General features: G+C 68.3%; 24 protein-coding genes. 11 read left to right on the forward strand and 13 right to left on the reverse strand.

Annotated elements, in window-relative coordinates; all coding sequences use genetic code 11:
• The 4 genes from DFP85_RS00745 to DFP85_RS00760 all read left to right on the forward strand — a co-directional run bounded on the left by DFP85_RS00745 (position 1) and on the right by DFP85_RS00760 (position 5,473).
• A complete protein-coding gene (locus DFP85_RS00745) occupies positions 1-978 on the forward strand; it encodes an alpha-ketoacid dehydrogenase subunit beta (RefSeq protein ID WP_133633962.1) in 978 nt (325 codons plus the stop codon).
• A 28-nt stretch (positions 979-1,006) separates the two neighbouring features.
• The gene (locus DFP85_RS00750) at positions 1,007-2,593 is read left to right on the forward strand and encodes a dihydrolipoyllysine-residue acetyltransferase (RefSeq protein ID WP_133633964.1); all 1,587 of its coding nucleotides are present in this window, start codon (positions 1,007-1,009) and stop codon (positions 2,591-2,593) included.
• Positions 2,594-2,784: 191 nt separating this feature from the next.
• Positions 2,785-4,632: a protein kinase domain-containing protein gene (locus tag DFP85_RS00755; protein ID WP_133633966.1), complete on the forward strand. Its 1,848-nt coding sequence runs from the start codon at positions 2,785-2,787 to the stop codon at positions 4,630-4,632.
• Between the two features lie 40 nt (positions 4,633-4,672).
• Entirely contained in the window at positions 4,673-5,473 is an 801-nt protein-coding gene (locus tag DFP85_RS00760) for a hypothetical protein (protein ID WP_133633968.1), read from the forward strand.
• A gap of 18 nt (positions 5,474-5,491) precedes the next feature.
• Here DFP85_RS00760 and DFP85_RS00765 read toward each other — a convergent pair whose 3' ends face one another.
• From DFP85_RS00765 to DFP85_RS00780, 4 genes are read right to left on the reverse strand one after another with little or no spacing between them, the layout of a single operon-like run.
• On the reverse strand, positions 5,492-6,010 hold the full coding sequence (locus tag DFP85_RS00765) for a winged helix DNA-binding protein (protein WP_424955066.1): 519 nt from the start codon (positions 6,008-6,010) through the stop codon (positions 5,492-5,494).
• 32 nt (positions 6,011-6,042) lie between these two features.
• The gene (locus DFP85_RS00770) at positions 6,043-7,338 is read right to left on the reverse strand and encodes a TRAP transporter large permease (RefSeq protein WP_133633972.1); all 1,296 of its coding nucleotides are present in this window, start codon (positions 7,336-7,338) and stop codon (positions 6,043-6,045) included.
• Between the two features lie 16 nt (positions 7,339-7,354).
• Entirely contained in the window at positions 7,355-7,906 is a 552-nt protein-coding gene (locus DFP85_RS00775) for a TRAP transporter small permease (protein ID WP_133633974.1), read from the reverse strand.
• A 53-nt stretch (positions 7,907-7,959) separates the two neighbouring features.
• Positions 7,960-8,961, reverse strand: coding sequence for a TRAP transporter substrate-binding protein (locus tag DFP85_RS00780; protein WP_133633976.1), 1,002 nt, complete (start codon positions 8,959-8,961; stop codon positions 7,960-7,962).
• Positions 8,962-9,162: 201 nt separating this feature from the next.
• On the opposite strand from DFP85_RS00780, the gene DFP85_RS00785 reads away from it, so the two are divergent.
• From DFP85_RS00785 to DFP85_RS00795, 3 genes are read left to right on the forward strand one after another with little or no spacing between them, the layout of a single operon-like run.
• Positions 9,163-9,918, forward strand: coding sequence for a 5-oxoprolinase subunit PxpA (locus tag DFP85_RS00785; protein ID WP_133633978.1), 756 nt, complete (start codon positions 9,163-9,165; stop codon positions 9,916-9,918).
• Entirely contained in the window at positions 9,915-10,643 is a 729-nt protein-coding gene (gene pxpB / locus DFP85_RS00790; protein ID WP_133633980.1) for a 5-oxoprolinase subunit PxpB, read from the forward strand. Before DFP85_RS00785 ends, pxpB begins: the two co-directional genes overlap by 4 nt.
• On the forward strand, positions 10,640-11,593 hold the full coding sequence (locus DFP85_RS00795) for a 5-oxoprolinase subunit C family protein (RefSeq protein ID WP_133633983.1): 954 nt from the start codon (positions 10,640-10,642) through the stop codon (positions 11,591-11,593). The genes pxpB and DFP85_RS00795 overlap by 4 nt, the downstream gene beginning before the upstream one ends.
• 82 nt (positions 11,594-11,675) lie before the next feature.
• On the opposite strand, the gene DFP85_RS00800 is transcribed toward DFP85_RS00795, so the two are convergent.
• Both DFP85_RS00800 and DFP85_RS00805 read right to left on the reverse strand, forming a co-directional pair.
• Positions 11,676-12,386, reverse strand: a complete 711-nt coding sequence (locus DFP85_RS00800; RefSeq protein WP_133633985.1) for an anti-sigma factor — start codon at positions 12,384-12,386, stop codon at positions 11,676-11,678.
• Positions 12,365-12,922, reverse strand: a complete 558-nt coding sequence (locus tag DFP85_RS00805) for a sigma-70 family RNA polymerase sigma factor (protein ID WP_133633987.1) — start codon at positions 12,920-12,922, stop codon at positions 12,365-12,367. The genes DFP85_RS00800 and DFP85_RS00805 overlap by 22 nt, the downstream gene beginning before the upstream one ends.
• Positions 12,923-13,101: 179 nt before the next feature.
• Here DFP85_RS00805 and DFP85_RS00810 point away from each other — a divergent pair, with 179 nt between their 5' ends.
• Positions 13,102-13,653, forward strand: coding sequence for a fasciclin domain-containing protein (locus DFP85_RS00810; RefSeq protein ID WP_133633989.1), 552 nt, complete (start codon positions 13,102-13,104; stop codon positions 13,651-13,653).
• Between the two features lie 363 nt (positions 13,654-14,016).
• Here the strand turns inward: DFP85_RS00810 and DFP85_RS00815 are convergent, their stop codons facing one another.
• Positions 14,017-14,226, reverse strand: coding sequence for a hypothetical protein (locus DFP85_RS00815; RefSeq protein WP_133633990.1), 210 nt, complete (start codon positions 14,224-14,226; stop codon positions 14,017-14,019).
• 236 nt (positions 14,227-14,462) lie between these two features.
• On the opposite strand from DFP85_RS00815, the gene sugE reads away from it, so the two are divergent.
• Positions 14,463-14,783, forward strand: coding sequence for a quaternary ammonium compound efflux SMR transporter SugE (gene sugE, locus DFP85_RS00820; protein WP_133633991.1), 321 nt, complete (start codon positions 14,463-14,465; stop codon positions 14,781-14,783).
• Positions 14,784-14,797: 14 nt separating this feature from the next.
• Here sugE and csiR read toward each other — a convergent pair whose 3' ends face one another.
• Complete coding sequence (csiR, locus tag DFP85_RS00825; RefSeq protein ID WP_133634279.1) at positions 14,798-15,484, reverse strand: DNA-binding transcriptional regulator CsiR; 687 nt, start codon at positions 15,482-15,484, stop codon at positions 14,798-14,800.
• 142 nt (positions 15,485-15,626) lie between these two features.
• Here csiR and lhgO point away from each other — a divergent pair, with 142 nt between their 5' ends.
• Positions 15,627-16,826, forward strand: coding sequence for an L-2-hydroxyglutarate oxidase (gene lhgO, locus DFP85_RS00830; protein WP_133633994.1), 1,200 nt, complete (start codon positions 15,627-15,629; stop codon positions 16,824-16,826).
• 11 nt (positions 16,827-16,837) lie between these two features.
• On the opposite strand, the gene DFP85_RS00835 is transcribed toward lhgO, so the two are convergent.
• On the reverse strand, positions 16,838-18,556 hold the full coding sequence (locus DFP85_RS00835; protein WP_133633996.1) for a SulP family inorganic anion transporter: 1,719 nt from the start codon (positions 18,554-18,556) through the stop codon (positions 16,838-16,840).
• A gap of 145 nt (positions 18,557-18,701) precedes the next feature.
• Here DFP85_RS00835 and DFP85_RS00840 point away from each other — a divergent pair, with 145 nt between their 5' ends.
• Positions 18,702-19,976 carry an O-acetylhomoserine aminocarboxypropyltransferase/cysteine synthase family protein gene (locus DFP85_RS00840; RefSeq protein ID WP_133633998.1) on the forward strand — a complete coding sequence of 425 codons (1,275 nt, stop codon included), beginning with the start codon at positions 18,702-18,704 and terminating at the stop codon, positions 19,974-19,976.
• Between the two features lie 93 nt (positions 19,977-20,069).
• Here the strand turns inward: DFP85_RS00840 and DFP85_RS00845 are convergent, their stop codons facing one another.
• The 4 genes from DFP85_RS00845 to rarD all read right to left on the reverse strand — a co-directional run bounded on the left by DFP85_RS00845 (position 20,070) and on the right by rarD (position 23,859).
• Positions 20,070-20,321 (reverse strand): hypothetical protein, encoded by a 252-nt coding sequence (locus DFP85_RS00845; RefSeq protein ID WP_133634000.1) that lies wholly within the window; start codon positions 20,319-20,321, stop codon positions 20,070-20,072.
• A gap of 100 nt (positions 20,322-20,421) precedes the next feature.
• Positions 20,422-21,609 carry an MFS transporter gene (locus tag DFP85_RS00850; protein ID WP_133634002.1) on the reverse strand — a complete coding sequence of 396 codons (1,188 nt, stop codon included), beginning with the start codon at positions 21,607-21,609 and terminating at the stop codon, positions 20,422-20,424.
• Between the two features lie 95 nt (positions 21,610-21,704).
• The gene (locus DFP85_RS00855) at positions 21,705-22,856 is read right to left on the reverse strand and encodes an NAD(P)/FAD-dependent oxidoreductase (protein WP_133634005.1); all 1,152 of its coding nucleotides are present in this window, start codon (positions 22,854-22,856) and stop codon (positions 21,705-21,707) included.
• Between the two features lie 76 nt (positions 22,857-22,932).
• Positions 22,933-23,859 (reverse strand): EamA family transporter RarD, encoded by a 927-nt coding sequence (rarD, locus tag DFP85_RS00860; RefSeq protein WP_133634007.1) that lies wholly within the window; start codon positions 23,857-23,859, stop codon positions 22,933-22,935.
• Positions 23,860-23,985: the final 126 nt, after the last annotated feature.

The following is a 23,985-nucleotide window of genomic DNA, read 5'->3' on the forward strand; positions in this document are numbered from 1 at the left end:
ATGCCGACCATGAACATGCTGCAGGCCATCAACAACGCCCTGGATATCGCCATGGGCGAGGACGACAAGGTGCTCTGCTTCGGCGAGGACGTGGGCAGCTTCGGCGGCGTCTTCCGTGCCACCAGCCATCTGCAGGAGAAGTACGGCCGCGCGCGCTGCTTCAATACGCCGCTGGTGGAGCAGGGCATCATCGGCTTCGCCAACGGCCTGGCCGCCCAGGGCTCGGTGCCGGTGGCGGAGATCCAGTTCGCCGACTACATCTTTCCGGCCTTCGACCAGATCGTCAACGAGACGGCCAAGTTCCGCTACCGCTCGGGCGACCTCTTCAACGTCGGTGGCCTGACCATCCGCGCCCCCTATGGCGGTGGCATCGCCGGTGGCCACTACCACTCCCAGTCGCCGGAGGCCTACTTCACGCATACGCCCGGCCTGAAGATCGTGGTGCCCCGCGACCCCTACCAGGCCAAGGGCCTGTTGCTGGCGGCCATCCGCGACCCCGACCCGGTGATCTTCTTCGAGCCCAAGCGCCTCTACCGTGCCGCCGTCGGCGAGGTGCCGGAGGAGGACTACCAGCTGCCCATCGGCGAGGCCGAGGTGACCAAGGAGGGCACCGATGTGACCCTGGTGGGCTGGGGGGCCCAGATGGAGGTGATCGAGCGTGCCGTGGAGCTGGCCGAGAAGGATGGCATCTCCTGCGAGGTGATCGACCTGAGAAGCCTCTTGCCCTGGGACCAGGACAGCGTGGCCGAGTCGGTGTTCAAGACCGGCCGGCTGGTGATCACCCATGAGGCACCGCGCACCGGGGGCTTCGCCGGCGAGATCGCCGCGGCCATCCAGGAGCGCTGCTTCCTGTACCTGGAATCGCCCATTGCCCGGGTGACCGGCCTGGATACGCCCTTCCCGCTGACGCTGGAGAAGGAGTACCTGCCGGATCACCTGAAGATCGTCGAGGCCATCCGCGCCAGTGTGAATTTCTGACGACCGGGGTCAGGACAGGAGAGACAAGATGACAGAGTTCAAGCTGCCCGATATCGGCGAAGGTATCGTGGAGTGCGAGGTAGTGGAGTGGCGCATCAACGAGGGTGACGTCATCGAGGAGGACCAGCCGGTGGTCGAGGTGATGACCGACAAGGCGCTGGTCGAGATCACCGCCCCCGAGGCGGGGCGGGTTACCCGGCTGCATGTGCCCAAGGGCGAGATCGCCAGGGTGCATGCGCCGCTGTTCGCCTACGAGGCCGAGGGCGAGGCAACCGAATCGGCTGCGCCGGAGCCGCAGGAGACGCCAGCGGGCGAGTCCGCCGGGACAACGCCCCAGGCCGCGGCGCCGCAGGTGAGCGCCAAGGACTTTATCCTGCCGGACCTCGGCGAGGGGATCGTCGAGTGCGAGGTGGTGGAGTGGCGCATCGCCGAGGGGGAGACCATCGAGGAGGACCAGCCGGTCGTCGACGTGATGACCGACAAGGCGATGATGGAGATCACCGCCCCCGAGGCGGGGCAGGTCACCCGGCTGCACGTGGCCAAGGGCGAGATCGCCCGCGTCCATGCGCCGCTCTTCGCCTATGCCCCGGCGCACGGCGAGGAGGCGGAAGAGACCGCCAGGGCCCCCGCGCCTGCCGACGCTGCCCCGCGTCCGGCGGCGCCCTCGCGGGCCGAGACCCCGCCGGCCAGTGGGCTCGGCCCCCATGGGCGGATCCCGGCGAGCCCCGCAGTGCGGCGCCTGCTGCGCGAGCATGGCCTGCGCCTCGAGCAGGTGCCGGGGTCCGGCAAGCAGGGGCGGGTGCTGAAGGAGGATATCCAGGCCTTCCTGGAGCGCGGCGACACGGCCGCCGCGGCGCCGCCGCCGGCCGGCGAGGCGGCACCCTCGGCCCGGCCCCCGAGCGAGGAAGCGGAGGTGCGCGTCGAACCCCTGCGCGGCGTGCGCGCCGCCATGGCCCGCCAGATGGTGGCCTCGGCGTCGACGATCCCGCACTTCCAGTACGGCGAGGAGCTCGATGTCACCGAGCTGCTGGCGCTGCGTGCGCGCCTCAAGCCCGAGGCCGAGGCGCGAGGTACGAAAGTCACGTTAATGCCCTTCTTCATGAAGGCCATGGCGCTGGCGATCCGCGACTTCCCGATTCTCAACAGCCGCCTCAACGAGGCGGGCGACGAGATCCACTACCTGCCGTCCTGCAACATCGGCATGGCCGTGGACGGCAAGGCGGGGCTGATGGTACCCAACGTCAAGGGAGTGGAGCGGCTGACCCTGCTGGAGATCGCCGGCGAGATCCAGCGGCTGACCCATGATGCCCGCGAGGGCAGGGTGGCATCATCCGACCTCAAGGGCGGCACCATCAGCATCTCCAACATCGGCGCATTGGGCGGGACCTATGCGGCGCCGATCATCAACGCCCCGGAGGTGGCCATCGTCGCCATCGGCAAGACCCAGTGGCTGCCGCGCTTCGACAGCCACGATGCGGTGGTGAAGCGGGCGATCATGACCGTCACCTGGGCGGGGGACCACCGCCTGATCGACGGCGGCACCATCGCCCGCTTCTGCAATGCCTGGAAGGGCTATCTGGAGGCGCCGGAGACCATGCTCCTGCATCTTGGATGAGCCACGGGAGACGCCTCGATATGGCATCGCGGTAGACGATATGGTGGGTGTCGCCGGGGTTGTGGGAGCGCTGCTGGCAGCGCGATGGTCAAATCAGGTGATATGCCTGAACCGTCAATCGCCGTGCAAGCACGGCTCCCACGAGGAGGTGTACGAGGTGTGAACGATCTTCGGCGAACAGACGTGAGCTCATGACCCAGGCGTCCCTGCAGCAGTTCTACATTCCGGAAGAGCAGTCGATCTACCTGCTCAGCCACGACGACGCCCGCAAGCTCAAGGCGTGGGTGGCGCTGTGCCAGGCCCAGCTGGAACAGCTGGGTTATCGGAACATCGAGCTGATCGGCAAGGGCGCCTACGGCTTCGTCTTCGCCGGGCTCACCGGGGTCGGCGAGCAGTACGTCTTCAAGTTCACCCGGGTCAACCTGCCCCAGCACCTCCAGGATCGCCTCGAGGAGGAGGCCTTCATGCTGGAGCAGGTCGACCATCCCCGGGTGCCCAAGCTGATCGTCTTCCAGCGGGTGCGCAGCCAGTCGATCCTGGTGATGCAGCGCGCCCCGGGCTTCAACATGGAGGAGGTCTCGCTGCGCGAGGGGCGGCTCTCGCCCCGCCTGGTGGTGCGCATCGCCGACCAGCTGGCCGATATCCTGCGCACCCTGCGCCGCGAGAGCGGGCCGGCCGGCAGGCCGGTGGTGCATGGCGACATCAAGCCCTCCAACCTGGTCTTCGATGATACCCACGAGACCATCGCGCTGATCGACTGGGGCTCCTCGGTGTTCGCCCAGCTCGACGCCAGCCTGCAGTTCGTGGCGACCAATGTCATGGAGCTGATGTCGGACAACCTGCAGCAGACCAACGCCCGGCTGGGGGATGTCTACTTCATCGGCGAGGAGCAGCTGAACGGGGCGCTCTCGTCCCCCCGCTTCGACGAGCAGGGGGCGGCGGCCACCCTCTACGCCCTGGCCTCGGCCCAGTCCTGCCGCTTCGGCCACCGTGCCATTCCCGCCACCTCCCTGGGGCTGCCCATGGAGTTCGCGCGCATGCTCGACGGCATGCTCGATCCCGACCTGCGCACCCGCATGCGCGCCGGCGACCACTTCATCCGGGAGATGCCGAGGCTTGGCCGCCTGGTGATGCTCGACCTGCCCACACCCCAGGAGGTCCCCCTGGTGCCGGTGTGGAGCCGGCCGGCCGGGCGAGAGATCGACACCGTGGTCTACAGCTCGCGCAAGTCCTTCCTGCGCGAGGAGGGCGGTCGCGAGACCCTCAACGACGTCAACGACGTCCAGCTCGACCGCTACTACAAGAACTTCATGCAGAACATGGGCGAGACCGAGAAGGCCTTCCTGGCGGCGGTGAGCCGGCTCGGCAAGTACCCGGTGGTGGGCGGGCTGGCGGTGCGCTGGGAGGCCGACGGGGTCTATATCGACACCTCGCTCAACCTGCACGATCCGGCCCTGAAGCAGGCCTTCATCGCCGCGGTCAACAACATGGTGACCCTGGCCCGGGCGATCCACCGTCGCGGCATCTTCAAGAGCTGCCTGTTCAATGCCCGCGACACCCTGCACCTGGACCGGGCGAGCGTCGAGGAGCCCTTCGAGATCCTGCCCGGGATGCGCCTGCACTACGAGGTCAGCGCGGTGCCCGAGCTGGAGGACCGCTCGCGCCTGCACAGCTACTTCGAGGATGGTCCCGACCCGGAGGAGTTCCTGGTCCTGCCCGAGGCGATCATCGCCTCGCTGGAGGCCCTCAACGAGATCCACCACACGGGGATGATCATCTTCGAGGCGCTGCCCCAGCACCTCAAGATCCACAGCCACTACCGGCTGCTCGACCCCTCCCGGGAGGCGGAATTCCGGCGCCGCCTGGATGACATCCTCGAGGCGGTGGGGCTGATCGAGGGGCTCGGGGTGTCGGGCTTCATGAAGATGCCCTACAAGGACACGCGCTTCTTCGCCCATATCGAGCGTCAGCCCGAGCGCTTCTACCCGCGCAATCCTCGGCAGGCGGCCGAGCTGTCGGCGACCCGGGAGAGCGAGTAGACTCTTCGCTCTGGTCCGACAGGGAGGTCGCTCGTCGTCCATGCTCCAGCTGATGCTGATCAAGCTGCTGGCCACGGCCAGCATCGTCATTCTCGTGGCGCTCTCGGTGGGCCGCCTGGGGCCAAGGCTTGGCGGCATACTCGCCGGCACCCCGGTGATTCTCGGCCCTGGCTACTTCTTCATGCTGCGCGAGCAGTCGGCGGGCTTCGTGCAGGACGCCGTGCTCTCCACCTTGCACGCCCTGGTGGCGACCCTGCTGTTCACCCTGTGCTTCGTGCTGACCGCGGCGCGGCTCTCGACCCTGCGCAGCCTGGCGCTGGCCAGCCTGCTCTGGGTGCCCGGCGCGTTGCTGTTCACGCAGATGCCGGGCGGCCTGCCCGGGGCCATAGCCGCCTACCTGGCGGTGCTGCTGGTCGCGGAAGTCGTCAATCGCTGGCTGCGCCTGGGGCAGCCGGTGGTGGTGGCACGCTCGGGATGGCTCGATCTGCTGCTGCGTGGAGTGCTGGCGGGGGCGGTGGTCAGCCTCGCGACCACCCTGGCGGCACGGTCGGGCCCAGCGCTCTCCGGTGTCATCCTGGGCTTTCCGGTGGGCATCCTGACCATCGCCTGGGCACTGCACGAGCGCTATGGGGCCGAGGTGGCGCGCATGACCGTCAGCATGACCCAGCGCGGCATGTTGAGTCTGCTTGCCTTCTGCGCGGTGAGTTATCTTGGCGTGGGCCATCTGCCGGGCATGCTGGTCTTCACGCTATCCCTGGCGGCATCGATGACCACGAGCTTCTTGCTGTTCATGTTCAGCCTGTGGCGGGCCCGTCGGCGCTATCCGCGCCCTTCTGCCTAGCTCGGGAGCCCCCCCCGGCTAGAGTGAGGCGGCGGAGCGGGCGGCCTGGTCATAGAGCCCGGACATCGCCCGCAGCAGCCCCGCCAGGCGACTCATCTCCTCGCGTTCGATGCCCATGGAGGAGAGCGAGTCGACCAGGCAGGCCTCGCGGATCTCGGCGTAGCGGCTGCAGGCCTCCCGTCCCTCATCGGTGGCGCGGAAGAAGGTCTCCTTGCCCTGCTTCTCGCCGGCCACCAGCCCTAGGCGGGCGAGCTTCTTCAGGGCATAGGTCACCGTATGGGTGTCCTCGACGTTGAGCACCAGGCAGATGTCCGCCTGGCGCTTGGCCCGCTCCCGGTGGTTGACGCTATGCAGCACCAGCACGTCCAGGGCGCCGAGCTCCGGGTAGCCGCTGGCCGTCATGCAGCGCACCATCCAGCGGTCGAAGGCATGGCCGGCGATGATCAGGCCGAACTCGAACTCCGAAAGCTCCTGGCTGCTGCGCGACAGGTGCTCCGAGGAGACGATGGGGCCGCGAGGTGTCCTTGCGCTTGTCACGTGCTGCTCCTTTTCCATGCCCGTTGTCATGGCTAGTTACCCATGGCCTGTGGCAGCCAGGTGACGATGCCGGGGAAGAGGCTGATCAGTACCACGCCGAGCATCATCAGGAAGAAGAACGGCATGGCCGCCCAGGCGATCGACAGGATGTTGCGTCCCGTCATGCCCTGCAGCACGAAGAGGTTGAAGCCGACCGGCGGGGTGATCTGCGACATCTCCACCACGATCACCAGGAAGATGCCGAACCAGATCAGGTCGATCCCGGCGGCCTCGACCATGGGCAGCATGATGGAGGTGGTCAGCACCACCACCGAGATGCCGTCCAGGAAGCAGCCCAGCAGGATGAACAGGACCGTCAGCGCCGCGAGCAGCATGACGGGCGACAGTCCCAGGGTGCCGATCCAGGCGGCGAGCTCCCGGGGCAGGCCGGTGAAGCCCATGGCCGCGGTGAGGAAGGCGGCGCCGGCCAGGATGAAGGCGATCATGGTGGAGGTGCGCACCGCCCCGAGCAGGGCGTCGCGGAACACCGTGCCGTCCATGGTGCCCTGGGTACGGGCCAGCAGCAGCGAGAGCACCACCCCCACGGCCGCCGCCTCGGTGGGGGAGGCAAGGCCTGCATAGATCGAACCGATGACGCCGACGATCAGGGCCAGCAGGGGAATCAGGCGACGCGCCCGGCGCAGCTTCTCGCCCAGCGGCAGGCCGGTCTCGGCGGGGGGCACCTTGTCCGGGTAACGCCAGGACCAGAACATCAGGTAGCCGGCGAACAGCGAGATCAGCAGCAGCCCCGGGAAGATGCCGGCCACGAAGAGCCGGGCGATGGACTGGTCGGTGGCCACGCCATAGACGATCAGGATGATCGAGGGCGGGATCAGCAGGCCCAGGGTCGCCGAGCCGGCCAGGGTGCCGATGATCAGCTTCTCGTCGTAGCCGCGGCGAGTGAGCTCGGGGATGGTCATCTTGCCCATGGTGGCGCAGGTGGCCGCTGAGGAGCCCGAGACGGCGGCGAACAGGCCGCAGCCTACCACGTTGGTGTGCAGCAGGCGGCCCGGGATGCGCTGCATCCAGGGCGAGAGGCCGGTGAACATGTCGTCGGCGAGCCGCGAGCGGAACAGTATCTCGCCCATCCAGATGAACATCGGCAGGGCGGTGAGCTCCCAGCTGTAGCTCTCGCCCCAGACGTTGGAGGCGAGCACGTCGCCGGTGGGCACCGAGGTGAACTGCGAGAGGCCGAGCCAGCCCAGCGCCAGCAGGGAGAAGGCCACCCAGACGCCGCTGCCGAGCAGCAGCAGCAGGGTAACGAAGAGGACCGTCATCATCACGAGCATGGTATGTCTCCCGGGCTCATTCCTGGCCGCTATCGTCGATGGTGAAGCTGGAGGGCCGGGTCATGGCGGTCACCAGGGTGGAAAGCCAGGCCTCGGCCAGCGCCAGGCAGAAGAGCAGGACCCCGGCGAGCATGGCCGACTGGGGAATCCATAGCGGGATGCTCAGCAGGCCGTAGGAGGTCTCGTTGAAGGCGATGCTGTCGTCCAGCAGCCAGTAGAGGTACCAGCCGAGATAGAGGCTGAGCAGCAGGGCGATGCTCAGGCAGAAGAGCTCGACGAAGGCACGCGGCGCGGCGGGGAGCCGTCCGATCAGCAGCGTCACGCGGATATGGCCCCCATGCACGAAGGTGTAGGCGAGCCCCAGGAAGCTGGCGCCCACCAGCAGGAAGCCGGAAATCTCCGAGAGGCCGGGAATCGCCAGGCCGATGCGGTCGCCGCCGATCCCGGTGGCGATGCGATCGACGATGCGCCCGAGGATCTGGGCGGTGATCAGCGCGCAGATCAGGCAGAGGCAGAGGGCGGCCAGGTAGCCCCCCAGGTTGTAGAGGGGTCGCAGACGGTAGGTCATGGCGGGGAACCGGAGGTTGGTGCCGGGGCGAGATACCCCGGCGGGTGGCGGGGTCAGTCGCGGGCAGCCTGGTAGGCCTCGAGGATGGCGGCCCCCTGCTCACCGGCACGGCCGGCCCACTCCTCGGTCATGGTATCGCCGACCTCCTGGAGCAGTTCGGCGAGCTCCGGGGTCGGCTCGCTGACCTCGATGCCGTTCTCCTTGAGTACCGCGAGGGCGTCATCGGTCTCCTGGCGGCTCATCTCCCAGCCGCGGGTCTCGGCCTCGGACGCCGCGTCCAGGACCGCCTGTTGCGTCGCCTCGTCGAGGCGCGAGAAGGCCTTCTCGCTGACGATCACCATGTTTTTCGGCAGCCACAGCTGGGCGTGGTTGAAGTGGCTCAGGTAGTCCCAGGCCTTGGTGTCGGCGCCGGTGGCCGGCGAGGTGATCATGGCCTCGACGCGACCGGTACTGAAGGCGGTGGGGATATCCGGCACCTCGACCTGGGTCGGCACGGCGCCGACCAGCTGGGCGATCCGCTCGCTGGCGGTGTTGTAGGCGCGCATGCTGAGGTTCTTGAGGTCGTCGCCGGACTCGATGGCCTGGTTGGTGTAGATGCCCTGGGGCGGCCAGGGGACGGCAAAGAGCAGGCGCAGCTGCTGTTCGGCGAGCTCCTCGGCGATCACCTCGCGGGAGGCCTCCCACAGGGCCTCGGCATCCTCGTAGCTGGAGGCCAGGTAGGGCACCGAGTCGACCTCGAAGATCGCGTTCTCGTTGGCCAGGCGGGACATGATCAGCTCGCCGATGGGGACGATGCCGCGACGCACCGAGTTCTTGATCTCGGCATGGCCGATCAGCGAACCGTTGGAGTGCACGGTGATGTCCAGTTCGCCATCCGTGGCTTCCCGTACGTCGTCGGCGAACTCGCGGATATTGACGGTATGGAAGGTCATGTCGCCGTAGGGCGTGGGCATGTCCCACTCGGTGGCGGCCTGGGCGCTGCTGCCCAGGGTGGCTAGGCTGAGACCAAGGGCGGCGGCCGAGGTCAGATGAAAGAGGGGGAAACGGGCAGTCATGTGCGGTTCCTCGAGTCGGGTTCTTGTTGTCGCTGCAGGTCGTCGGACAGCGGGCTGTCAGCTTGGAGTCTAGCGAGTGTTCGCGAGGAAGGTTAGGCGGGCGAACGACGGCTGGTCAACGATGTGTAGACTAAAGAACGATGTGTTATCGATAAAACGTTGATAAATTATCTTCAATGCCTAGCCCGGAGGAGGTGAACGATGAAGACCCTGCTGCTCAATGCCGATATGGGCGAGAGCTTCGGTCCCTGGGTCATGGGACTGGACCACGAGGTGATGCCCCACGTGGACCTGGCCAACGTGGCCTGCGGTTTCCACGCCTCCGACCCCGACGTGATCCGCATGACCGTGCGTCTGGCCAGGCGCCATGGCGTCACCGTGGGGGCCCATCCCGCCTATCCGGACATGGTCGGCTTCGGGCGCCGCTCGATGGCCTGCTCGGCCGAGGAGATCGAGAACCTGGTGCTCTACCAGATCGGTGCCCTGGCCGGGGTCTGCCGGGCCGAGGGCCTGGAGGTCGGGTACGTCAAGCCCCACGGGGCGCTCTACAACGACATGATGCGCGACCCGGAGATCCTCGATGCCGTGATGCGGGCGCTGGTGGCCTATGACATCCAGCTGCCGCTGATGGTGATGGCCACCCGCGATACCCGCCTGCCCCGGGAGCTGGCCGAGCGGCACGGCGTGACGCTGTGGTTCGAGGCCTTCGCCGATCGCGCCTACGATGCCGAGGGACGGCTGGTCTCCCGCCGAGAGCTGGGGGCCGTGCACCATGATCCCGAGGTGATCGTCGACCAGGCGCAGCGCATCGCCCGTGGCGAGCCGCTCACGGCCAGCGACGGCAGCGAGCTGGTACTGGCCGCCGATACCCTCTGCGTGCATGGCGACAACCCCGAGTCGATCGCCGCCATCAAGGCGATCCGCGAGGCGCTCGACGGCCTGGCGAGCGCCTCATGAGCGACAGGTTTCCGCCGGGACTGCCGCGCCTCGAGTCCGCCGGGCTGGATGGCTGGATGGTGCGGCTGTTCGATGCCATCGACGAGGCCAACATGCCCTGGCTCACCGCCCTGGTGAGGGAGTGCGAGACGGCCTTCGGCGATGACCTGGTCGACCTGGTGCCGTCCTACACCACCCTGCTGGTGGTCTTCGACCCGCTGCGATGCTCCCCCGACGAGGCCAGGCGACGCCTGGTCGAGCTCCTGGCGCGGCTGCAGCCTGACGAGGAGGTGGCCAACGCACCGGTGAAGGAACTGCCGGTCTGGTATGACGCCTCGGTGGGACCCGAACTATCGCGCCTGGCCGCGCTGGCCGGCATGAGCCTCGAGGAGGTGGTGGCCTGCCATAGCGAGCCTAGCTACCGGGTCTTCGCCCTGGGCTTCGCACCCGGCTTCGCCTTCATGGGCAGCCTCGATGCCAGGCTCGAGGCGCCGCGCCTGGACACCCCGCGGCGGCGCGTGCCGGCGGGCAGCGTGGCCGTGGCCGGGCGCCAGACCGCGGCCTATCCCGCGGTCACGCCGGGTGGCTGGAACCTTATCGGCCGGACCCCGGCGGTGCTCTTCGACCGTGACCGGGAGGGCTTCAGCCTGCTCCAGGTGGGCGACCGGGTGCGTTTCGTGCCCATCGACCGTGCCGAGTTCGAGCGCCTGGGGGGCGATACCCGACCGTTGGAGGAGGGGAGATGACGCAGGCGATTGCCGGACTGAGCGTGACCCGTGCCGGCCCCCTGGCGCTGCTTCAGGATGCCGGGCGCTTCGGCGTGCGGCGGCTGGGGGTGACCCAGGGCGGGCCGGTGGACCTGCATGGCTGGGCCTGGGCCAACCACCTGGTGGGCAACGCCTGGGGAACCCCGGCCCTGGAGGTGACCTTTGGCGGCCTCGAACTCGCGGCCGAACGGGACCTGGTCGTGGCCGTGGCGGGGGCGGACCTGGCGGCGACCCTGGATGGCGAGCCCCTTGCCGGCTGGTGCTCGCTGTCCGTGAAGGCGGGCCAGCGGCTCGCCTTCGCGGCCCCGGCCAATGGCCTGAGGGCCTACCTGGCGGTGGCCGGTGGCTTCGCGGCGACGCCGGTGCTGGGCAGCGTGGCCTGCGTGGTGCGCGAGGGGCTGGGCGGCCATGATGGCCAGGGGCACCGGCTGGCCGAGGGCGACGCCCTGCAGGTCACGCCGCGCCACGCCGCCGCCGGACGCGAGGCCCCGCGGGAGGTGCAGTGTGACTACCGCCGGCCGGCGGAGCTTTCGCTGCTGCCGGGCGCCCAGGTCGGCGCATTCAGCGGGGAGAGCCTCTTCCAGGCGTTCAATGCCCCCTGGCGGGTGGACGATCGGGCCGATCGCATGGGCGTGCGCCTGACGGGCCCCCGACTCGATTGCCGGATGACCAGCATGATCTCCGAAGGGATCGGCCTGGGGGCGGTGCAGGTGCCGCCGGACGGCCAGCCCATTGCCCTGCTCAATGACCGCCAGACCATCGGCGGCTACCCCCGCCTCGGGGCCCTCACGCCGCTGGCCTGCTCACGGCTGGCCCAGTGCCTGCCGGGCCAGGAGGTACGGCTGAGGGCGGTCGCGACCGAGCAGGCCCTGGCAGCCTACCGAGGCTTTCGTTCTGGCTTCGAGGGGGGTGACGCGAGCCGTCGGTAGATTCTGGCACCGAGGCCGCTGTCGTGTCACGCGCCACCTGATTGAGCTGGAGACGGCATCGTTGCATCGTTGAACCCTTTGACTAGAAGCGCAGGGTAGCGCCGCGCACCGGCGTCAGCCGCCCGTGGTCGATGATTGGCCCGGTTGGCTGCCCTGCCGGAGCCCCGCCCTCGGGCTCGATGCTCACCGCGAGGTCGGCATGTAGCAGCAGTTCGCGGAGTTCTGGGCTGGGTGTCAGACGGTGGTGGCCCTGCTCTGGCAGCTGTCCCAGGGAGATCGGGGTGCCATCGGCGATCAGCCATAGCTCTCCGGTCTGATCGTCGCCCACTTGGGTGGGTTGTACCGCTTGGGCCACCAGTTCGCCCTCAGCGGTGACGCTGATGATCCAGCCGGGGGTGCGTGTCTCGTCCTGTACCACGAAGACGGCGCTTTCGTCGGGGAACTCCAACTGATCGGGCTGCAGCCACAGCATGCCGAAGGTCAGGGTCAAGACGGCGAGACCGGCACTGGCGCCGCGCCACAAGCCGAGGGATCGCCACCAGGGGGGAGGCCCGGAGCCAATGGCCGCGGAGATGCGTTGCCAGACGATGGCTGGCGGTGTGCGTGGGTCGAGGCGTTCATTGAACAACTGCAGATGTTCCTGCCAGATCTCCACCTCGTTCTGCAGATCGTGGCTGACCGCCAGCAGGGCTTCGAAGCGGGCCTTCTGGTCGTCATCGAGAGCGCCGAGGGCATACTCCCCGGCAGCGAGGTGGCGCTCCCCCGGGTTGCTCAAATCCCACTGGTCAGGCATGCCTTCAACCTCTCGAGTCCGCGGCGAATCCAGCTCTTCACGCTGCCCAGCGGTTGCGTCAGGGTGGCGGCGAGTTCGCTGTGGGTCAGTCCCTGGAAGTACACCAGCTCCAGCATCCGGCGCTGCGTTGCATTGAGTACCTCGAGGCAGTCCCGCAGTTCCCGGTGGCGCTGGGCGTTCAGACTATTGGCTTCGGGGTCATCGTCTCCCGCCAGCAGGTCCAGCAACGATTCGCGCTCCGTGTCGTCCTGGGGTTTCTGGCGACGCAGCCAATCGATGCCGATATTGCGGGTCAGGGTGGAGAGCCAGGTCATCGGCCTGGCGCGGCTGGCATCGTATTGACCGGCGGCATGCCAGATACGGATGAACACCTGCTGCAGGCAGTCCTGGGCCGCACTCTCGTCCCTGACGATACGCAGCAGCTGGGCATATAGATGCGCGCTACAGGCCCGGTAGAGGCGTTCCAGGGCCTTGGTATCGCCCCTGGAGCAGGCGGCCAACTGGTCGGTGAGATCTTGCTGGAAGGCGTCGGTCATGCACCGCGTCCTTGCGCAGGGGAGTTCAATGGCGGTCAGTCTTGGCAAGGGCGACCGCGATGTAAAGACTGGGTATCAACGCATGGGTCTCGATTGCATCCATTCCCGCGGTGGCTGCGTAACAGGGAAGGAGCCCCCGAATCCGGGGGATGCCAAACCGCAAGCCAGGAGACTTTGCCATGAAACTCAAACTAGTCGCTGCCAGCTGCTGCCTCGCCACCCTGGGCATGGGAAGCGTCCATGCCGACCATGGGCCGACCAATGTCGGGGGGGCATCGATGCTGCCGGAGCGCAACATCATCGAGAATGCCGTGAACTCCGGAGATCACGAGACCCTGGTGGCGGCGGTTCAGGCAGCCGAACTGGTCGAGGTGTTGCAGGGGGAGGGGCCCTTCACCGTCTTCGCCCCGGTGGATGGTGCCTTCGAGAGGCTCCCCGAGGGGACCGTCGAGACCCTGTTGCAGCCGGAGAACCTGTCGCAGCTGCAGACGGTGCTCACCTACCATGTGGTACCGGGCAACCTGACCCGCGAGGATCTGTGGGAAACCGTTATGGAGCGTGACGGCGCGGCGAGCCTGAAGACGGTACAGGGTGAGCACCTGACGGTGATGCGCAACGGCAACAACCTGGTGGTGATGGATGCCAATGGTGCCAGCGCCAATCTCACCGTGGTGGATGTGGCCCAGGCCAATGGCGTGATCCATGTCATCGACCGGGTCCTGATGCCGTAGGACTGTGAGACGCTTCCCTTCCTTGCCGTGTGCCGGCGTGGCAACCAGCCTGTCACGCTGGCACCGGCGCGCCCTTGTCAGCGTGGCAGTCTGGCGGGTTCGAGTTCCCGCCGGATCCGCTCGTCGACCTCGATTAGCCACGGGACGAGATTAACGGCAGCACCTCGTGCGTCAGCCTCATCGCGGTCAGAATCCTCGCTGGCATGCTACAGAACGACCGTCCGGTCTCCCTCAGTCTGACGCGCTTTTCGAAACTATACGATGAAACAAGAAACTTGCACTTACGGAATCCCCTCAGGACAGTGTTGCGTACGTCCAATCAGCGCTGACGGCTCAGCGCCAGGCCCAGAGACGCCCCGGGGGTCAGGCACCCAGGCCGCTCTCGCGCAACAGCTGGTCGATGCTGCGCTCGACGCGGGGCGCCGCGCCCTCGATGAGCAGCTGGGTCTCCAGGTCGGCCAGGCCGTCCTGCACCAGGCGCTCGATCAGTTCGGCCTTGGGGATGCCGGTGTGCTGGCTGGCACGCTCCAGGCGGGCTTCCAGGTCGCGGGGGAATCTCAGCAGGTGAGGCATGTCGTCGTCTCCAAATGGCCCGTTCCCGGGCGGCCTGATCGTTCTGATACCATAAGGTGCCGGTTCGGCCCTGTCACGCCTCCGAGTCTGTCGCGCCAGGGTGACAGCCGCATGACATCGCCTTGAACCTCGCGTGGCAGCCCGTTCCGTCGCGCGCTCGTTTCTCGCCACCGGGACGACCCGGTGCGCCTCTCGCCACGCGGGGACGGCCCCGCCGGTATCGGGAGTCTCCCTCCATGAACATGGCCTGGATCATGCTGGTCGTAGCCGGCCTGCTGGAAGTCGCCTGGGCGCTGGGCCTCAAGGCCTCACAGGGGTTCAGTCGGCCCTTGCCGAGCGTGCTCACGCTGCTCGCCATGCTGGCGAGCTTCTACCTGCTGGCCCAGGCCATGAGGGTCCTGCCGGTGGGCACGGCCTATGCGACCTGGGTCGGGATCGGGGCCCTGGGCACGGTGCTGCTCGGCATCCTGATCTACGGGGACAGCGCGACGCCGCTTCGGTTGGCCAGCCTGGTGCTGGTGCTCGCGGGGCTGGTGGGGCTGAAGCTCGCCGGGTGAACGAGGCGGGCCGCTCAGGCCAGCCCTCGCCGGCGCATGACCTCGGTGATGATGGGCACCGGCGTCATCAGGTGCTCGCGCATCATCGCGGCGGCGCGCGGGGCGTCGCGGGAGAGGATGACCTCCACCAGGGCCGCATGCTCGCGCCGCTTGCGCTCCAGGGCCTCGGCGGAGAAGACCGTCTTGCGCAGCCAGAGGTGGCGATAGCGCTCGACCTGGTCGAACAGGCTCTCGCGGACCTTGAGCAGGTGGGGGGAGTTGCAGCCGGCGGCGATGGCGGTATGGAAGGCCTTGTGGCGGGTGTCCCAGACGTCGAGCAGCTCCTCGGAGCTGTTGACCTCCGTCACCTTGGCCAGCGTATGGGCCTTGGCCAGGATATCGGCCTCCCAGTCGTCACCGCCACGCTGGATGGCGAGTTCCAGGACCAGGCCCTCGAGCTGGGCCCGGGCGTCATAGAGGTCGGCAAGTTCCGACAGCGACATGGGCGCCACCCGATAGCCACGCTGGCTGATGGCCACCACCAGGCTCTCGGCCACCAGCTGGGAGAGGGCCTCGCGCAGCGGGCCGATGCCCAGCCCGTAGCGCTCCTTGAGCCCGCTCATCAGCAGCTTCTCGCCGGGCGTGAAGACGCCGCGAATGATGTCGCGTTTCAGCCAGTGGTAGGCACTGACGCCCAGGTTCTGTTTCGAGGTGGTGTCCATGGCGCGCTGTCGTTCCGGATGTGATGCCATCATACCCAATCATCGCCACTGTGGTGAATCGTGCCGTGGCGCCTCGAAAAATGGAAACAGTCGGGGATGATGGATATTCTGCGGTCACCTGCCTGTCATCCCGAGGTGAGCCTTGTACGACTTCATCATCATCGGCGGCGGTATCCTCGGCATGTCCACCGCCATGCAGCTCAGCGAGACCTTTCCCGACCGCCGCATCCTGCTGCTCGAGAAGGCATCGGGCGCGGCCCGCCACCAGAGCGGCCGCAACAGCGGTGTCATCCATGCCGGTGTCTACTACGCCCCCGGCAGCCTCAAGGCGCGCTTCTGCCGCGAGGGCAACCGGGCCACCAAGGCGTTCTGCGAGGCCCACGGCATCGAGACCCGCACCTGCGGCAAGCTGCTGGTGGCCACCAACGACCTCGAACTTCAGCGCATGCAGGGGCTCTGGGAGCGTACCGGCGCCAACGGGCTCGAGCGCGAGTGGCTCTCCGCCGAGGCGCTTGGCGAGCGGGAGCCGTCGATCACCGGTGTCGGCGCGCTCTTCGTGCCCTCCAGCGGCATCGTCGACTATGCCCGGGTGACCCGGGCCATGGCCGGGGAGTTCGAGCGGCGTGGCGGACAGCTGCGGTTCGACCAGGAGGTGACCGCCATCGACGAGCGCCCCGGCGAGGTGGTGGTCAGGACCCGCGGCGACGAGTTCTCCACCCGCTACCTGATCGCCTGCGCGGGACTGATGGCCGATCGGGTCGTGAGGATGCTGGGGCGCGATCCCGGCTTCATCATCTGCCCCTTCCGCGGCGAGTACTTCCACCTGCCGAAGGCGCGTGACGGCATCGTGAACCACCTGGTCTATCCCATCCCGGACCCGGCCAGGCCCTTCCTCGGCGTGCACCTGACGCCGCTGCTGGACGGCGGCGTCACCCTGGGGCCCAACGCCGTGCTGGCGCTGGCCCGCGAGGGGTATCGCAAGTCGGACGTCTCGCTGCCGGACCTGGCGCGGCTCGTCTCCCATCCCGGGGTGTGGCGGATGCTGGCCGGCAACCTGCGCCCGGGGCTCGAAGAGCTGCGCAACTCCTTCTCCCGCCGCCGCTACCTGGCGCTGGTGCGGCGCTACTGTCCCGAGCTCACCCTCGATGACCTCGAGCCCTGGCCTGCCGGGGTACGCGCCCAGGCCATCTCCCGCGACGGGCGTCTGATCGATGACTTCCTGTTCGTCAACTCGCGTCGCACCGTCAACGTCTGCAATGCGCCGTCGCCGGCGGCCACCTCGGCACTGCCCATCGGGCGCTATATCGTCGACAAGGTAAAGGAGCAGGTGGAGGTCGGTTGACGGCCCGCCCATCAATCTGCCCCCGAGGGACGACTGAGCTCGACCCAGGCCGCGTAGGTGCTGAGGAAGACCCGTCCGGTCAGATCGTCGAGGAAGTCGCTGTGCTTGAGGCGGTCCATCACCGGTCCCTTGACCTCGGCCAGGTGCAGGGTGACCCCGGAGTCCTCGAGCCGGGCGTTGATGGCATCGAGGCTCTCCAGCGCCGAGGCGTCGATCAGGTTGACCGCCGAGCAGATCAGCACCACGTGCTCGAGCTCCGGGCGGCTGGCCACCAGTGCATAGACGGTATCCTCCAGGTAGCGGGCGTTGGCGAAGTAGAGGCTCTCGTCGACGCGCAGCATGGCCAGGTGGCTGACGGTCTCGGTCTCGTGGCGATGGACGCTGCGGAAGTGCTCGGTGCCCTCGATGCGACCCACCAGGGCGCTGTGGGGACGGCTGGTGCGGTAGAGGAAGAGGGCGATGGAGAGCAGCACGCCCGAGATGATGCCCGCCTCGACCCCCTCCACCAGGGTCAATGCGATGGTCACTGCCATGGCCGAGAAGTCGCTGCGCGAGTAGCGCCAGGTCTGGCGCACCAGGGGGATATCCACCAGGGTCAGGATGGAGACGGTGATGGTGGCCGCCAGGGTGGCGATGGGCAGGTGCTGCAGCAGCGGGGTCAGCGCCAGGGTCGCCGCGCCGATCCCCAGCGCGGCGAATAAGCCGGCCATGGGCGTGCGGGCCCCGGACTCGAAGTTGATCACCGTGCGCGACAGCCCCCCGGTAACCGGCATCCCGCCGGAGAAGGCCGCGGCCAGGTTGGCGCCCCCCAGGCCCACCAGCTCCTGGTTGGGCGAGATCCGCTCGCGACGCTTGGCGGCCAGCATCTGGGCCATGGAGATCGACTCGACGAAGCCCACCACGCTGATCAGCAGGGCGGGAATCAGCAGGGCGCGCCACAGCGGCAGGTCCAGCGGTGGCAGGCTCAGGGGCGGCAGCCCCCCGGGAATGGCGCCGACCACGGCAACGCCGCGCTCCGCGAGCCCCAGCGACCAGCTGAGCAGTGTCGTGACGACCACCGCGATCACCGGGCCAGTTCGGGCCAGCAGGACGGCGAGCCCCTTTGGCAGCCTCAGGGCCCGCAGCAGCTTTTCCCCGTGGCGTCGCATCCCGACCAGGAAGGCCAGGCAGCCCAGGCCTAGCAGCAGGGTCGGCCAGTGGGTCTGCCCCAGCTCGGCGCCAAGGCTCATCAGCAAGTCCAGCGCCGTGAAGCCGCTCGCCTGGATGCCCAGCAGATGGGCCGCCTGGCTGGCGGCGATCAGCACCGCCGAGGCGGAGAGGAACCCGGCGATCACCGGATGGCTCAGGAAGTTGGCGAAGAAGCCCAGGCGCAGCAGGCCCATGGCCGTGAGCATCAGCCCGGAGAGCAGCGAGAGCACCAGCGCCGCCTGCAGATAGGCCGGGCTGCCGGGAGCGGCTACCCCGGAGAGGGCCGCGCCGCTCATCAACGCGATGATCGCCACCGGGCCGATGGCCAGGGTGCGGCTGGTGCCGAGCAGGGCGTAGGCGATGGCCGGCAGGATGCTGGCATAGAGGCCGACCACGGCCGGCAGGCCGGCGAGCAGGGCATAGGCCAGCGACTGGGGAATCACCATCACGGTGACGATCACCCCGGCCAGCAGGTCGGCGCCGGCCAGTCGGCGGGTGTAGTGGGGCAGCCAGGTGAGGATCGGCAGGTAGCGCTTGAGCATCCTTACTCGCCATATCGGTGGCAGGGGCGACGGGCGCGGCCCCGGGGCATGGCTACCAGACTAAACGATATTGGTCGCCGGTTTCAGGGTTGGTTAGCATCGGGTAAAACAGTGGATACCCCACGACTACGCAGAAGGATGCGCCATGAAGCCCGAGACCCTTGCCCTGCACCACGGCTATGCCCCCGATGACCAGCACGCGGTGGCGGTGCCGATCCACCAGACCACCTCGTTCTCGTTCGACAGCGCCCAGCATGCGGCGGACCTCTTTGACCTCAAGGTCGAAGGCAACATCTACTCGCGGATCATGAACCCCACCTGTGCGGTGCTCGAGCAGCGCGTGGCGGCCCTTGAGGGAGGTATCGCCGGGCTGGCCGTGGCGTCGGGCATGGCGGCGATCACCTACGCCATCCAGACCATCGCCGAGGCCGGGGACAACATCGTCTCCATCAGCGAGCTCTACGGCGGCACCTACAACCTCTTCGCCCATACCCTGCCGCGCCAGGGGATCGAGGTACGCTTCGCCGACAAGGACGACATCGCCGGTCTCGAGTCGCTGATCGATGCCCGCACCAAGGCGGTGTTCTGCGAGAGTGTCGGCAACCCCTCCGGCAGCGTGGTGGACATGGTGGCCCTGGCCGAGGCCGCCCATCGCCACGGGGTGCCGGTGATCGTCGACAATACCGTGCCGACCCCCTTCCTGTGGCGGCCCATCGAGCACGGCGCCGACATCGTGATCCACTCGGCCACCAAGTATATCGGCGGCCACGGCACCACGGTGGGCGGGGTGATCGTCGATTCCGGCCGCTTCCCCTGGGCCGAGCACCCCGACCGTTTCCCGCTGCTCAACGAGCCGGACGTCTCCTACCACGGCGTCTGCTATACCCGCGACCTGGGCGAGGCCGCCTTCATCGGCCGTGCCCGGGTAGTGCCGCTGCGCAACATGGGGGCGGCGCTCTCGGCCCAGGCGGCATGGAACCTGCTGCAGGGGCTCGAGACCCTGTCGCTGCGCATCGAGCGCGTCTGCGACAACGCCCTGAAGGTGGCCGAGTACCTCGAGGGGCATCCCGCGGTGACCTGGGTGCAGTATGCCGGCCTGCCGAGCCACAAGGATCACGGCCTGGCGCAGCGCTACATGGGCGGGCGTGCCTCGGGCATCCTCAGCTTCGGCATCCAGGGCGGTCGCGAGGCCGGGGCCCGCTTCTACGACGCGCTGGGCATGATCCTGCGGCTGGTCAACATCGGCGACGCCAAGACCTGTTCGTCGATCCCGGCCGCCACCACCCACCGCCAGCTCAACGACGAGGAGCTCAAGGCAGCCGGCGTGAGGCCGGACATGGTGCGCCTCTCCATCGGCATCGAGCATGTCGACGACATCCTCGCCGACCTGGACCAGGCTCTGGCCGCCAGTCAGGCCTGATTCGGCCTCTGACCGTCGCCTCTCCCTCGTCCCGCGCTGCCGGATCCGTCCATGGCCGTCGGGGTGAGGGGGAGGTGGTTGGTTGACACGGGCTCAACCGTCCAGCACCTCCTTCACGGGGGTGTCGGGACCGTGGCGGTCGATCAGCTCGTCCACTTCATTGGTCAGCCATTTCCTGTCCTGCTGGTACATGATCTCGCCGCCATGGGAGATCATGAGGCCATCCCCCATCAGCAGCTCTCGTACCTCGCCCAGGGTGGCTTGCTCGGGATCCATGAAGTCACGTATCAGCGCCGCAAGCTCCGGACTCGCCTCGGATTGATCTCCCTCTGGCTGTTCGCTCATCAGGCTGCCTCCTGGTAATGGTGGGTGCGCTGTCCAGGCGTGTTACCCCGCCGGGTCACGTCACGGAGGGTGGCTCTCCCCGGCGTCTCTATACGATAGTTCAGGTCCTGCCAGTAGCGGTAGATGTCACCCAGAGCGTGGCCAGCACCACCAGCAGGATGGCCGGCAACATGGCCAGGTTGAGGAGCTCCCAGCCGAGGTGGTGCAGCAGTGCCCCCGACATCAGCGATCCCAGGGCCACCAGCGAGAAGATGATCAGGTCGTTGATGCCCTGCACCTTGCCGCGCTCGGCCTCGGAGTGGACGGAAGAGAGCAGGGCACTGCCGCCCACGAACAGGAAGTTCCAGCCGATGCCCAGCAGCACCAGGGCCGTCCAGAAGTGCGCCAGGCTGACGCCCAGGTTGGTTACCAGTACCGTGCCGGTGAGTAGCAGCGTGCCGGTCAGCAGGATGGGTGGCACGCCGAAGCGGGCGATGAGGCTGCCGGTCACGAAGGAGGGCGCGAACATGCCCAGCACGTGCCACTGCATGATGACGGCGACCTGCCCCATCTCGAAGCCCTGAGCGCGCATGGCCAGTGGCGTGGCGGTCATCACCAACGCCATGATGGCATAACCCACCGCCCCGGCCAGCACCGCCACCCGGAAGCTTGGCCGGGCCGCGATGTCCGCCATGGGGCGAGCACTGTCTCCGGGCTGCGCCTCGCTGCTCGGCGGCACCCGCAGCTGGGTCAGCAGGCCGATGGCCACCAGGGCTAGCAGTGCGATCACCAGGTAGGGCCCGCCCGAGGGCACGCCGGTGATCAGGTCCGTGGCGGCACTGGCGTTCCAGGGGCCGAGGAAGGCCGCTACCACGCCACCGGCCAGGACGAAGGAGATCGCCCGGGTGCGAAAGGCGGGACTCGCCACATCCGCGGCGGCGAAGCGGTAGTACATGGCGAAGCCCTGGTAGAGCCCCAGCAGCAGGTTGCCGGCGCAGAACACCCCGAAGGAGCCCGTGGCGATGCCCACGAAACTGACCAGCCCGCCCGCCATGCCGCCCAGGGCGGCCCCGGCGATGAAGCCGCGCCGCCTTCCCACCCGCTTCATGTAGAGCGAGGCCGGCAGGGTGGAGACCACCGTGCCGACCATCATCAGGGCGATGGGGAGCGTGGCGAGGCCCGGGTCGGGGCTCAGCTGCTGACCCACCACGCCGCTCAGCGTCATGACGGTGATCGAGGCCACCATGAACAGCACCTGGCTGGTGACCAGGATGGCCACGTTGCGTTTTTCCCGGGGTACCGGCGCCATGAGCTCCTCTCTCCTGTGGTGAGTGAAACCTTGCGGCCCGGTTCAGGTTACCCGTTTCCCCTCGTCCTGCGCGCTGCCGGGGCCATTCCCCACCCTCAGGGCCGGAACTGGCGTAGGAAGCGGCGATCCAGGCGACGCTTGAAGGCCAGGGCCAGGCGGCCGCCCCACCAGCGTCGGCCGCGGATGGCGAGCCCCTGGCCGGCGCCCAGGTCGAGGATCGCCAGGGACAGCCGCTGGGGAACATAGGGCGTCAGGGGGCCACCGGCCAGGCGCGCCGCCAGGTTGTCGAGCAGCACAGGGGCCTGGCGAATGCCGTGGATGCGCAGGCGCGGCAGCTCGTGGTGCAGCATCGCCGCACAGTCCCCGGCGGCGAAGATGTCGGGGTGGCCGGGGCTCTGCAGGGTGGCCTCCACGGCCAGGCCACGCCCCGGAATCAGCGGTAGTCCCAGCCGTTCGACCACCTCGGGCGGAGCCAGCCCCGTCGCATGCACGACATGGTCGGCCGGCAGCCACTGCAGGCTGTCCTCGCCCCAGGCGTTGGCCTCGGTGGCGAAGGTCACGCCGCCGGCGGCGTGACCGGTGACGTCGAGGCCGAAGCCGACCCGGATCTCGCGACGATCGAGCTGGCGCATCAGCCAGCGCACGGCCCCGGCGGGGGCGCCTGCCAGCAGCTGCTGGCCGCGGCTCACCAGCAGGATCTCGGGACGGGCACCATGGCGACGCGCCAGTTGGCGCAGCTGGCAGGCGACCTCCACACCGCTCGGGCCACCCCCGACGACGACCAGCCGAGGGCTGAGGCCACGGGAGAACTCCTGTTCCAGGCGGTGGCGGAGGGCGAGCAGGCGCGGGATCGGCTTGACCGCCCAGACCTGCGGCCCAGGCGTGCGTCTCGCAGGGCAGGGCGTACGCGATCCCAGGTTCAGCGAGAGCAGCGAGAAGTCGAACTCGCGACCGTCCTCCAGCCGGGCGATCCGTGCCTGCGGGTCGAGCTGTGCCAGGCGGCCCCTCAGGGCTCGCGCGCCGAAGTGGCTCGCCAGGCGGGTCGGATCCAGACGGTCTTCGGCGGCCGTATGGCCGGCCCCGAGCATGCCGGTGGCCCGGCCCGAATACCAGAAGCTGCCGGGGTCGACGAGGGTGACCTCGGCGCCCGGAATGCGGTGGCGATGTCGGATCAGGTGCAGGTGGGCATGCCCGGCGCCGACCAGCAGCAGGTGGGGTCGTCCGGCGCGAGGAGGTGTGGGTGTCATCCCGCGATGGTAGCGGAAAGGCGCGAGTCAGGCGACACGGGCGCCCGGCTTGACAGGCCGCGGCGCCCGGCTCGGGTCAACGCGACGCGGCCGCGGCCTTTGCCTCCCGGGGGCGGGACTGCCAGGCCGACCAGGAGTAGAGGGCGAGTCCGGTCCAGATCAGCACGAAGGTGGTCAGCTGCACCGGTGCCAGGGGTTCATGGAACACCAGCAGGGCGATGAGGAACTGGATGGTCGGGTTGAGGTACATCAGGAAGCCCAGCGTCGCCAGGCGCAGGCGGCGCGCGGCGCCGGCAAAGGCCAGCAGGGGGAGGGCGGTGATCACGCCGCTGGCCACCAGCAGGGCGGTGGTGCGGCCATCGTCCAGGAAGTGGGAGAGCTCGGCCTGGGTGAGCCAGCCCAGCGCCATCAGGGCCAGGGGCAGGAGCAGCAGGGTCTCGACGAAGAGGCCCGAGAGGCCGTCCAGTGGCACCTGCTTGCGCAGCAGGCCGTAGGTGCCGAAGGAGAAGGCCAGGGCCAGGCTGATCCAGGGCAGCTCACCCAGCATCACCAGCTGGATCGCGATGGCCAGTCCCGCAAGCCCCACCGCCACGCCCTGCAGGCGCGCCATGCGCTCGCGCAGCACCAGCATGCCCAGTCCCACGTTGACCAGCGGCGTCATGAAGTAGCCCAGGCTCGCCTGGAGCACGTGGCGGGTCTCCACCGAGTAGATATAGAGCCCCCAGTTCAGGGCGATGAGCAGGGCGCAACCCAGTACCCGGCCGAGGCGCCTGGGCTCGGCAAGGGCGCGGCGGATGGGCGCCCAGCGGCCGAGCAGGGTGACCAGCCCGACCAGGAAGAGGCAGGACCAGATCACCCGGTGCAGCAGGATCTCGAAGGCAGGCACGCCCTGGAAGAGGGCGAAGAACAGCGGGAAGCAACCCCAGGCCACATAGGCGGCCAGGCCGAAGGCGACGCCCTTGCCGGTTTCGTGCTGCGGGGCAGAGGTGGGATGGCTGGACATGGCGGCCTCGGATCGAAATGCGCTAGACATTAGCAGGCTATAGGCGTGCCCGCCATGGGTCCTGCGCGACGGCTGACGATGACGGGGCTCGTGGGGTAGGCTGTGACGGGCCCATTACCTCGACGG

The organism is Halomonas ventosae, assembly GCF_004363555.1.
GTDB lineage: Bacteria > Pseudomonadota > Gammaproteobacteria > Pseudomonadales > Halomonadaceae > Halomonas > Halomonas ventosae.

Coding starts and splice junctions, on each gene's coding strand:
- DFP85_RS00750 (WP_133633964.1), top strand. CDS start 1,007: ATGACAGAGTTCAAGCTGCCCGATATCGGCGAAGGTATCGTGGAGTGC.
- rarD (WP_133634007.1), bottom strand. CDS start 23,859: ATGTCCAGCCATCCCACCTCTGCCCCGCAGCACGAAACCGGCAAGGGC.
- sugE (WP_133633991.1), top strand. CDS start 14,463: ATGAACATGGCCTGGATCATGCTGGTCGTAGCCGGCCTGCTGGAAGTC.
- DFP85_RS00795 (WP_133633983.1), top strand. CDS start 10,640: ATGACGCAGGCGATTGCCGGACTGAGCGTGACCCGTGCCGGCCCCCTG.
- DFP85_RS00770 (WP_133633972.1), bottom strand. CDS start 7,338: ATGCTCGTGATGATGACGGTCCTCTTCGTTACCCTGCTGCTGCTGCTC.
- DFP85_RS00850 (WP_133634002.1), bottom strand. CDS start 21,609: ATGGCGCCGGTACCCCGGGAAAAACGCAACGTGGCCATCCTGGTCACC.
- DFP85_RS00845 (WP_133634000.1), bottom strand. CDS start 20,321: ATGAGCGAACAGCCAGAGGGAGATCAATCCGAGGCGAGTCCGGAGCTT.
- DFP85_RS00745 (WP_133633962.1), top strand. CDS start 1: ATGCCGACCATGAACATGCTGCAGGCCATCAACAACGCCCTGGATATC.
- DFP85_RS00800 (WP_133633985.1), bottom strand. CDS start 12,386: ATGCCTGACCAGTGGGATTTGAGCAACCCGGGGGAGCGCCACCTCGCT.
- DFP85_RS00755 (WP_133633966.1), top strand. CDS start 2,785: ATGACCCAGGCGTCCCTGCAGCAGTTCTACATTCCGGAAGAGCAGTCG.
- DFP85_RS00855 (WP_133634005.1), bottom strand. CDS start 22,856: ATGACACCCACACCTCCTCGCGCCGGACGACCCCACCTGCTGCTGGTC.
- DFP85_RS00785 (WP_133633978.1), top strand. CDS start 9,163: ATGAAGACCCTGCTGCTCAATGCCGATATGGGCGAGAGCTTCGGTCCC.
- DFP85_RS00780 (WP_133633976.1), bottom strand. CDS start 8,961: ATGACTGCCCGTTTCCCCCTCTTTCATCTGACCTCGGCCGCCGCCCTT.
- csiR (WP_133634279.1), bottom strand. CDS start 15,484: ATGGACACCACCTCGAAACAGAACCTGGGCGTCAGTGCCTACCACTGG.
- DFP85_RS00840 (WP_133633998.1), top strand. CDS start 18,702: ATGAAGCCCGAGACCCTTGCCCTGCACCACGGCTATGCCCCCGATGAC.
- DFP85_RS00815 (WP_133633990.1), bottom strand. CDS start 14,226: ATGCCTCACCTGCTGAGATTCCCCCGCGACCTGGAAGCCCGCCTGGAG.
- DFP85_RS00805 (WP_133633987.1), bottom strand. CDS start 12,922: ATGACCGACGCCTTCCAGCAAGATCTCACCGACCAGTTGGCCGCCTGC.
- pxpB (WP_133633980.1), top strand. CDS start 9,915: ATGAGCGACAGGTTTCCGCCGGGACTGCCGCGCCTCGAGTCCGCCGGG.
- DFP85_RS00810 (WP_133633989.1), top strand. CDS start 13,102: ATGAAACTCAAACTAGTCGCTGCCAGCTGCTGCCTCGCCACCCTGGGC.
- DFP85_RS00760 (WP_133633968.1), top strand. CDS start 4,673: ATGCTCCAGCTGATGCTGATCAAGCTGCTGGCCACGGCCAGCATCGTC.
- DFP85_RS00775 (WP_133633974.1), bottom strand. CDS start 7,906: ATGACCTACCGTCTGCGACCCCTCTACAACCTGGGGGGCTACCTGGCC.
- DFP85_RS00835 (WP_133633996.1), bottom strand. CDS start 18,556: ATGCTCAAGCGCTACCTGCCGATCCTCACCTGGCTGCCCCACTACACC.